This window comes from Streptomyces sp. NPDC001381 (assembly GCF_042895685.1).
Taxonomy (GTDB): Bacteria; Actinomycetota; Actinomycetes; order Streptomycetales; family Streptomycetaceae; genus Streptomyces.
Genome location: NZ_JBIAWO010000007.1, coordinates 386,986 through 389,251 on the forward strand (window position 1 = coordinate 386,986; position 2,266 = coordinate 389,251).

Below are 2,266 nucleotides of genomic sequence, written 5' to 3' on the forward strand. Positions count from 1 at the left end.
GCCTCCTCGCCGGCCACGACCCGCCCCAGCATCCCCACCCCCCCCCCCGGATCCAGCCCCACCACACCCCGCCGCCCCCACCCCCCCCACCCCCCCCCCCCCCCCCCCAACCCCCCCCCCCCCCCCCCCCCCCCCCCCCCGCCGGGCACCGGACCGAAAGCCGTACCAGCCCCCTCGGACGGCTGGTACGGCTGTGGCACGGGCGGGTCAGCGCACGTCGACGAAGTCTCCCGCCGACTTCAGCGCCGCCGTCGTGCTGGTGCCGGCGAAGTTCCAGCGCCAGTAGCCGTCGGAGGTGGCTTTGACGCTCGCCTTCAGCTTGCCCGTCCCGTCGCTCGTCACGGTCTTGACGGTGGTGTAGGTGGTGCCGGCCTTGGGGCGGAACTGGAGCCGTACGGGCTGCGCGGTGTAGCCCGCGTACGTGTACTTGTCCCAGTTGGCGCGGGCCAGCTTGCCCGTGACGGTGATCGTTCTGTCCTTGGCGACCGGCTCGGGCGTCGCGTCGACGCTGAGCGTCGAGCGCCGCTTCACGGGATGGGTTCCGTAGACGTCGCCGTAGTGGTCGCCGTCCTTGGAGTTGAGCTCGACGTACACGTCCCAGGGCCCCGCGAGCGTGTTGCGGGGGAGGTCGATGTCACGCTCGAGCTTGACGGTGAGCTTGCAGGTGGACGTCGTGGCGCTGACCGCGGTGCAGGCGGGGACGCCGTGGTACGACCAGTACTCCCCCTCCTTCTCCCGCTCGATCTGCAGGAACCCGCCGTTCTTGATCCCCGAGTCGTCGGAGGCGGTCACGGAGATGGTGAACGACTCCGTCCGGGAGGTGCCGAAGACGACGGACTTGCCTCCGTTCACGGACACCTTCTTGATCACTACATCGGTCTCCACCGCGTGCGCGGCCGGGACGGCGAGTACGGAGCCGCACAGGGCGAGGGTGCCGGTCAGAACGGCGCTTACGGATGCTGAACGCATGAGTTCCCCACATGATCAGGCCCACCGGCGACCATGGAACCCCCCAGGTCACCGGCGTGGCGGGTGCCGTGAGAATACGACACCACGTCAGCCGCCCCCGCAGCAGCCTGTTCAGGTCTGCACGCTTGCCCGGAGCCACGACCGAAGGACAACCTGGCGGCATGGCTTTCCCTGTGGTTGCCCGCTGTTCCCTGCCTGCCCCGCCCTGGAGCGTGTCTCTTTCTGGCCCGCATCCGGGTGCCCCGGAGAGGCCCGGGCCGGCCACGGACCCGCCCCTTCGCCGTTCTGGCCGACCGAGCCTACTCTTCACGCACCATCCGGGCCCATCAGCGACGCCGGGGGATCCGCGCGGTCATCCCGCAGCCGTCCGACCAGTCGGCCATCATCTGCGGCGAGGCCACCGAGGCGGCCGTCCGCCGGCTTCGATGCCGAAGCCTGGCCACACGAACCGACAAACTCGCCATCGCCTACGGGCCGCGCTCCAGCTCGTCGGCATCCTCATCTGGACCCGACGCTGACCAAAGAGACAGACCGGTCACGCTCCTGCCCTGCGACCCTCGGACGAGGGCCTATTCGGTACCGTTGACACAGACGGCTTCAACAGTCAGGGTGATCGTCTGCGAGCCTTCGTTGGTGCCAGTGACGGTCCATGCGATCGGTGCCACCATCGCCGAGAGAGCATACGACTCTTCGGTTCGAAAACCGGGTCCAGAGGTGGTGGGGCCTCCCCCTGTGGCGATCTTCCCCTCGGGGCAAGACACTCCGGCAGTGCGACGCTCGCCCGGGGGAATCTCCACAGATTCGCCTCTGACCCTCTGAGCACCCGTTACGACACCCGCACCGTTCCCCGGGGTCGTCGCCTGGGCGTTCTGACCGCAGCTCATGTTCTGGGCGCCGGTGTTGATGTTGCCAATTCCTCCGACCTGCCCCATCGGGTAGCAGGCCTGGATGAGCGGCGAATCGCCGAGCATCGAGAGGAGCCCCCCGTCGCCTTCAGCCCGGGCGCCTCCTACGCTGAGCAGCAGCGACGCCGCCGCAGCGGCGCTAAGCGTGGCAAACCGCCTGGTGAGCTTCACTCGACCGACCTTCCGTCCCTGCTGCCGAAGCCTGCACATCAACGGACAGGATGGCGACTCCGGTAGCACGACGACCGATGGGCACGCTGCGCCGGGCGAGGTTTCCCCCGTGCGGCGGAAACGGGTTACTGACCTTGAATGCGTGATGTCGTCATGGTGGCTGGCGTCGGAGGCCGGTGCCGGTAAGGCAGCCGTCGAGGACGTCGTGGCGGTATTGGAGC

2 protein-coding genes and 1 pseudogene are annotated in these 2,266 nt (G+C 68.9%); 1 reads left to right on the plus strand and 2 read right to left on the minus strand.

Annotation, left to right across the window (positions count from 1 at the left end; all coding sequences use genetic code 11):
• Positions 1 to 207 precede the first annotated feature (207 nt).
• Positions 208 to 969: a hypothetical protein gene (locus ACFY2L_RS29570; protein ID WP_390823904.1), complete on the minus strand. Its 762-nt coding sequence runs from the start codon at positions 967 to 969 to the stop codon at positions 208 to 210.
• A 222-nt stretch (positions 970 to 1,191) separates the two neighbouring features.
• Here ACFY2L_RS29570 and ACFY2L_RS29575 point away from each other — a divergent pair.
• Positions 1,192 to 1,487 (plus strand): annotated as a pseudogene (locus ACFY2L_RS29575) (IS5/IS1182 family transposase); the annotation flags it as partial.
• 51 nt (positions 1,488 to 1,538) lie between these two features.
• On the opposite strand, the gene ACFY2L_RS29580 reads toward ACFY2L_RS29575, so the two are convergent.
• A complete protein-coding gene (locus ACFY2L_RS29580) occupies positions 1,539 to 2,045 on the minus strand; it encodes a hypothetical protein (RefSeq protein ID WP_390823905.1) in 507 nt (168 codons plus the stop codon).
• Positions 2,046 to 2,266: the final 221 nt, after the last annotated feature.

Coding starts and splice junctions, on each gene's coding strand:
- ACFY2L_RS29570 (WP_390823904.1), bottom strand. CDS start 969: ATGCGTTCAGCATCCGTAAGCGCCGTTCTGACCGGCACCCTCGCCCTG.